Raw genomic sequence first — 6,609 nt, 5'->3', positions numbered from 1 at the left:
GAGTTCGATCGCCTGAATTACTTTTTGGCGCAGGTCTTCGCTGTAAGGAAAAGGCATGACAGAAATCGGACGATAAGTGGAAGGGCTTTTCGTTTTCTTTGTCCTAACTATGATGGCGACTGCTATAGCTCGAAACGGGCTGCTCCTACCACCAAAGAGTGTTGGACATAAAGTTTGGCATCCTCAACACTGCTTGCCACTGCATCGCTTGCTTCTTGCCGGAGTTTGTTTACCGTTCCTAATGACATGGTTTTCTCAAACAAGTCAGCGTCTTGATGCAATAGCGAGTGGGGGAAACCCCCAAGACCGCGCTGCATCGCTAGAGCACTTTGCACCTGGCGTTGACTATTGCGGTAAACGACCCTCAGTAGTGCCACCATTGCTACTACTCGTACTCCGTATCCACTCCTGTTGACCTCCTCTGGCAATTTAGCCCTGGTTGATCTCTGACATTGCCCACACTTCAACGAGTGTAAACGATGCTCGATCACGATCGGTTCAATCGGTGGAATCTCTACTATTTGGTGGCGATAGGGGTTTTGATCTTCGACCCTTAGTCTTTTCCCACAACAGGAGCATTTGCTTGGATGATGGTCAATGATCTGGTTACACCGCTCGATTGGATACAAGTCTCGACTATGCCCATCATGACCTGGTTGACCTCCTCGTTTTCTCTTACTTTTGTTTTTCTGTGGTTTTTTTTCCAGCCCTGGTGGGTCAAAGGAAGGAGGCGATGATGAGTTCTTTGATGTCCGTCGGGTTTTTTCTAATAGCTGTTGCTGAACTGCCGATATATCTGTGAGTTGTTTTTCTAAATTTTCAATTTGCTGCGCCATTCCCTCTACCAGTTTTTTGACACTGGCTGGAGTTTCTTCCCAATCTGACCAGGGGACTTGCTCGCTCATGTTTGGGCGCTGCTGTTCCATGTTCCTTACCGCACGCATATTCTCGCTACCATTTTTGGCGAGGGCTCTTCTACCCCCTGAACGCTTACTTTTTGTCACCCCTGAACGCTTACGAATGAACTAAAGTTTTATAACTCCGTTCTTGCTCTTGCAAGCGCAGGCGAGCTTGTTTAATATCAGCCTATGCTTGATGAATCGTCTTTTCATAAGTACCTTGTTGTTCTTTCAGACGAGACTGAGCTTGTTTTATTTCTAATTCAGTTCTGATGATAGTTTTCTGGGCTTCTTTGGCTGACTGTTCAACCTCTAAAAAGCGTTCTTTGGACAAAACCCCCTCTTCATAAGCTTGTTGGTAACGGGGAATTCTTTCTTCAGCACTTTCTAAACGAATGCTTTCTAATTCATAGGCAACCTTGCTAGAGTCTATCGCCCCTCGTGCCTGCTCTATTTGTGCCAATAGTTCTTGTTTTTGTAAACTGTAGGCGAACTTGAACGCTTCCAGATTCTGCCGTGCTTGCTCGACTTGCGCCTGTTTTTCCAACTCTTGAGCTTGGTTTTGTTGCTCCTGGGTACGCAGAGCCAGTATCAATTGGTTTTTGAGCACCTCTAATTGATTCAGGCGATTCTGTTGCCCTTCTAATTTTTTTTGTTCCTGCTGAAGTTCAGTGCTAACTAACTCTGATTCCAGTTCTAGTAAGGTTTGACCAGCCGTTACCAATTCCCCTTCTTTGACCTTAATTGCTGCTACCGTTCCTGCTACGGGAGCATCAAGTTTGATAGTTTCCCCCGTAGGTTCCAATCTTCCTCTGGCTTTTCCCGTCTCATCCACCTTCGAGAATATCGCCCAAGGTAAAGCAATACCGATAAATACTATCAAAAAATACAGTAATCCCCTTGTCCAAACCTGGGGTAATGTATCCAGCAGTTCCTTAGTAGCATAAGACCAGTCATGACCCTGGAGTGGTTGATCATTCCTAGGTTGAGACGTCGTTTCTTGGGTGAGTAACTCCTCATAGCGACGCTGATCTGGAATAGTTTGAGTAGGACTATGTCCATTTAATGTATGATGATTGTCAGCCATAGCAGTATTTTGGATTGTTGGCTAAAGGATGAAAAAAATTACGGTAAATTAACTCAGCTGAGGCAGGGCTGGGGAGGATCGAGCCTTGGGGATGTTGTTAAGGGTGTTGATCCCCCTAAATCCCCCTTAATAAGCTATGCATTAGTCACATCTTTCTTAACAATCCAGAGAGCTGATGGGACGTGAGGCAAGGTGGAATTACTTGATATTACTTAATCCATATCCGTGTTGAGTTTTTGTTCTTCCATTCAACCTCCATTGGGTACTTCATAATGTAATACAGAAGAATTCTGCATTTGGGGTAGCTTGGCGTACGCTATTACTTGCTGACGAACTCAGGGATGATCCAATGTTCGTGAGTAAACTGACAGAGCCACGAAAAATTCTCAACTCGGAGGGACTTAAATGAAAGCTTGGGCAGTAGAAGAGCTGCAAGATGCTGAATTAGGGGATGTACGTCGCAAAAAACGGTTGATGCGGATAGGAGCGCGATTTGGCAGCCCAACCGAATGCCAGTGTGCCGCAAGCTTCGGGAAACTTAGCTGCGACCCAGGCTGCCTATAAGTTTTGGCGCATCACCTTACATCAAACCGGAAGCGATCGCATCAGCTCACCAACGCCGTACATTAAAACGAGTAAAACTTGAGTCTATTGTCATGGCCATTCAAGACACAACAGAACTCAATTTCACTCATCATCCAGGGAAGAGGGGTATGGGTTACTTGGACAATGCTAAGGCAAGAGGCTTAAAAATTCACTCAGTATTTTGTAGTACAAGTAATGGTGTGCCTAATGGTGTATTACATCAACAAGTCTGGGCTAGGGATATCGCTGAGTTGGGTTCGAAGCATCAACGACACAAAAAACCCATCTCAGCAAAAAGAGAGCCAGCGTTGGTTAACTGCCTTGGATGCTACCCAGAGTCTGATTCGAGATCAAATTACCGTTGTCACAGTGGCTGTGCGCGTTGCTGACATCTATGAGTTGTTCATGCTGCCGCGCCGCCCTTCCTCGGAGTTTCTGATACGAGCGATGCACAACCGTACAGTCTTTCCCTACCTCTTTTGACCAACAACTCCAACGTCTTGAGCAAGCAATTGGAAAAGTAATGCCTTGTGGTCAGCTGACCTTAGAACTCAGACGAAATCCAGAACGCCTTGCCCGTCTTGCTACTAGACGCCTACGTACTACAACCATTGAGTTACAACCACCAGCTACTCATCCCGAACGGGAGCGCCTCCAACCAATCCGCCTACAGGTAATAAAAGCAGAAGAAGAAAACCCACCACCCGGTGTGGAACCAGTTCGTTGGTTACTCTTGACTACCTTAGAGGTTACTGGCTTTGAGGATGTGGTGCAATGTTTGCGTTGGTACTCTTATCGTTGGTTGATTGAACGCTATCATTATGTCCTCAAGAGCGGTTGTCGCCTCGAACAACTGCAACTGGAAACTGCCGACCGGATCCACCGAGCTTTAGCCACTTACACCATTGTGGCTTGGCGCTTGTTGTGGATGACTTACTTGGCTCTAACCCACCCTGATACTCCTGGGGATACGGTACTAGAAACCCATGAGTGGCAAGCGCTTTACTGCACTATTCATCAAACACCCTCCCCACCTGAGGTCCCCCCTAATTTGAGGACTTGTGTGCGTTGGATAGCCCAGTTGGGTGGTTTTTTGGCGCGCAATAGAGATGGTGAACCAGGGGTGAAAACCCTTTGGCAGGGTCTGCGACGACTGCATGATATCGCACAGACTTGGCTTCTACTTTCCCCCAAAACCACTTCTGGTGTCAAGTCCCATTATGTTAAGAAAGATGTGACTAATGCATAGCTTAATAAGGGGGACTTTACCGATTCCTCCCGACTCCCTGTTCCCTGTTCCCTGTTCCCTGTTCCCTATTCCCTGTTCCCTATTCCCTACTCCCTACTCCCTACTCCCTACTCCCTACTCCCTCCCCTATAACTGCTGCTGATTCAGATAGAAATAATGTCCTCGCTTTGCCATTAAGTCTTCGTGAGTACCGCTTTCAATCAATACCCCTCTATCGAGCACTAAAATCAGGTCAGCTTTGCTTACGGTAGAAAGACGATGAGCAATAACTAGGGTGGTGCGGTTTTTGAGAATAGTATTGAGATTGGTCTGAATAATCCGCTCCGATTCCGCATCCAGGTGGGAGGTGGCTTCATCGAAAATTAATAGGCGGGGATTTCCCAAGAGGGCGCGAGCAATGGCTAAACGCTGTCGCTGTCCCCCAGACAACATCCCTCCTCCCTCGCCAATCTCGGTTTCATAGCCCATGGGCAGTTTTTGGATAAATTCATCGGCACCGGCCAGTTTTGCTGCTGCCATAATTTCGTCTAAGCTAGCTGAGGGATAAGCCAGACCGATGTTTTCTCGAATTGTCCCTCCAAACAGAAAGGTATCTTGATCCACCACACCAATTTGCTGGCGCAAGGAGCCTAAGGAAAGACTGGTGATATCTTGCCCATCAATCAACACTTTCCCATCTGAGGGAAGATACAGCCCCAACATCAGCTTGGAAATAGTGGTTTTACCGGAACCACTGCGCCCCACTAGGGCGACCATTTGCCCTGGTTTTACCTCAAAACTAAGATTTTCCAAGACATTGGTATCACTTTCTGGGTGATAGCGGAAGGTGACCTGATCAAAGCGAATGTGACCGCGCAATTCAGGTAATGATTGCCGTGCTTGATGGACCAAATCTTCTTCTGGTTGGTAATCCAGCACATCATTGATGCGCTCCATGGCAATCACAACTTCCTGAAATTCATTCCACAGTACCGTTAGCCTTTGGAAAGGGGTAATCCTGGTTGACTGACAAAACTATTCAGCAGCATACTTGTACGTTTGTATTTTGAATTCCAGCCGATAAAATCGTTTCAGATGTTGTTTTCGCGAAGCTATCACCGGGTCAGGGTCTTGATTAGTTGTGAAACACACCCGTCGAATTAGTGTCCAGCCATTCTCTGGCATAGGCTTTGATCCACTCCCAACCAATCCGAAAGTAGCTGTTACCCCGCGCACCAGTGAGTATCGACCCACCGACGCTTACCCGTTTCTACAACCTCAACACCTTGAGCGGTGACGCAAACGAGTGGCTACGGCCAGGATAAACCACAACCGAGATAGGGCAGGCACTGAACGAATTTCAGACTTCTGCACATTCGCTCCCATTGGACTGGTCATCCAAAAAGTTTTCCTCAATATCAAACCGCAACCCATATTCTTGCGCATGTTTGGAGAGTGGTCTGTTCATCACTGATAATGGCCCATTATCACCATTGACATTGTTGCGACCTCAGACCAGATGAACCGGACCAAAAAGCGTGCTCCTTGTGCAGCCTGACGTTATGAAAGCACAGGGCAACTCCACGTAGAACATGGAAATCTTTAAGCTGAGACCAGCCTTTCCCGGCGAGCCTTATCCAACTGTCCTTTTTCAATCGAATCCGATAATGCCATCCCCATTGGCAGGTCATCGCTTTGATCAAATCAGTGTGGACAAAGCCACGGTCTGCAAGCAAAACCACCTTGACTCCCATAGGGCTTCCGTTCAAGGGCTTGTTGCAGTAGACGCTCGATAATCGTTGAATGAGACAGACGCACGCTTAATGTTCCATCACCCGCGCCTAGCACAGGTAAGGCCCGTGCTTGATGCACCACAACCAATCGCACCAGACAATACTGATCCGGTGAACAGTGACCTTTCCAAGCCTCAGATATATAGAGTCATCTTGTCCTACCGCCAAAGCTGCTTGAATCAATGGAATGTAGCAGCCGTTCGCGTAGCGTGGCCTTTTGGCCATGGATGTTAATCCGAGCATTGTAAAGCCAACGTTGTATCCGACGTTGCTTGCTTTGAGCATATTGGCCGAACCACGGGACGAACGGGAATCCAACGGGTCAAATTGACTTCTCCTGTTTGGATCAAGGCCACCACCATCCATAAACAGGTCGTCAGGTGACCCAGGTGAGCCCATTCATGGGGTTGACCCAACCAGGTCTTAAGGGCATTGATTAGACGGGAGTTTTTTTCACAGCATTCCTAGGATTTGAGTGGTATCTGTCTTTAGAATGCTGGCTCCCACTCACTTGCTGTCAATACCTGCTATCTCCCTCCTGATAAGCATTTGACCAATTTGTGCTTAACTTTTTGTCAGTCAACCAGGGGGTAATCACTTGACCCAGCAACATATTAAAAGCCACCAATTGCCCAATGGTGAGCTGATTTTGAATCACCAACCATGCCCCAAACCAGAGCAGTGCGGTAGTGGCTAACCCCTCGATCGTATTGCTGAAAATCTGGAGTCGATTGCTAATCACTTGCCCAGAAAAGTTAGTTTTAACTTCTTTATTTAATAACTCTTCCCAATGCCAGCGTACGGTTTGCTCAACTGCTGTGGATTTGACAGTGCGGACACCAGAAAGCACTTCAATCAGATAACTGCTTTCTTTTGCGATCGCATGAAATAATTAAACTAAGCCAATAGGTCACCCCATTAACTCGTCTTCAAAACCGTACGTGACACTTTCGCATCATACGGCTCCTCATTATAGGAACACACTGACATTGGTACCTCTAGAACGGATTCTCATCT

The 6,609-nt window shown here is 47.0% G+C and carries 7 protein-coding genes and 1 pseudogene; 3 read left to right on the top strand and 5 right to left on the bottom strand.

Annotated elements, in window-relative coordinates; all coding sequences use genetic code 11:
• Nucleotides 1–122: 122 nt before the first annotated feature.
• Together F6K49_RS33450 and F6K49_RS33445 are read right to left on the bottom strand one after the other, a co-directional pair.
• On the bottom strand, nucleotides 123–905 hold the full coding sequence (locus F6K49_RS33450; RefSeq protein WP_293103578.1) for a DUF6444 domain-containing protein: 783 nt from the start codon (nucleotides 903–905) through the stop codon (nucleotides 123–125).
• A 181-nt stretch (nucleotides 906–1,086) separates the two neighbouring features.
• Complete coding sequence (locus F6K49_RS33445) at nucleotides 1,087–1,986, bottom strand: biotin/lipoyl-binding protein (protein ID WP_293029984.1); 900 nt, start codon at nucleotides 1,984–1,986, stop codon at nucleotides 1,087–1,089.
• Between the two features lie 405 nt (nucleotides 1,987–2,391).
• On the opposite strand from F6K49_RS33445, the pseudogene F6K49_RS33440 reads away from it, so the two are divergent.
• Both F6K49_RS33440 and F6K49_RS33435 read left to right on the top strand, forming a co-directional pair.
• Nucleotides 2,392–3,820 (top strand): annotated as a pseudogene (locus F6K49_RS33440) (IS4 family transposase).
• Complete coding sequence (locus F6K49_RS33435) at nucleotides 3,813–3,962, top strand: hypothetical protein (RefSeq protein WP_293029981.1); 150 nt, start codon at nucleotides 3,813–3,815, stop codon at nucleotides 3,960–3,962. The pseudogene F6K49_RS33440 and the gene F6K49_RS33435 overlap by 8 nt, the downstream one beginning before the upstream one ends.
• Here the strand turns inward: F6K49_RS33435 and F6K49_RS33430 are convergent.
• On the bottom strand, nucleotides 3,947–4,756 hold the full coding sequence (locus tag F6K49_RS33430) for an ATP-binding cassette domain-containing protein (RefSeq protein WP_293029979.1): 810 nt from the start codon (nucleotides 4,754–4,756) through the stop codon (nucleotides 3,947–3,949). The two genes, F6K49_RS33435 and F6K49_RS33430, sit on opposite strands and share 16 nt — an antisense overlap.
• 184 nt (nucleotides 4,757–4,940) lie before the next feature.
• On the opposite strand from F6K49_RS33430, the gene F6K49_RS33425 reads away from it, so the two are divergent.
• Nucleotides 4,941–5,096: a hypothetical protein gene (locus tag F6K49_RS33425; protein WP_293029976.1), complete on the top strand. Its 156-nt coding sequence runs from the start codon at nucleotides 4,941–4,943 to the stop codon at nucleotides 5,094–5,096.
• 544 nt (nucleotides 5,097–5,640) lie between these two features.
• Here F6K49_RS33425 and F6K49_RS33420 read toward each other — a convergent pair.
• Together F6K49_RS33420 and F6K49_RS33415 are read right to left on the bottom strand one after the other, a co-directional pair.
• Complete coding sequence (locus F6K49_RS33420) at nucleotides 5,641–5,991, bottom strand: hypothetical protein (protein ID WP_293029973.1); 351 nt, start codon at nucleotides 5,989–5,991, stop codon at nucleotides 5,641–5,643.
• Nucleotides 5,992–6,109: 118 nt separating this feature from the next.
• Entirely contained in the window at nucleotides 6,110–6,472 is a 363-nt protein-coding gene (locus F6K49_RS33415) for an ABC transporter transmembrane domain-containing protein (protein ID WP_293029990.1), read from the bottom strand.
• Nucleotides 6,473–6,609: the final 137 nt, after the last annotated feature.

The organism is Moorena sp. SIO3I6, from assembly GCF_010672095.1.
This window is presented reverse-complemented; position numbering and strand designations above follow the sequence as displayed.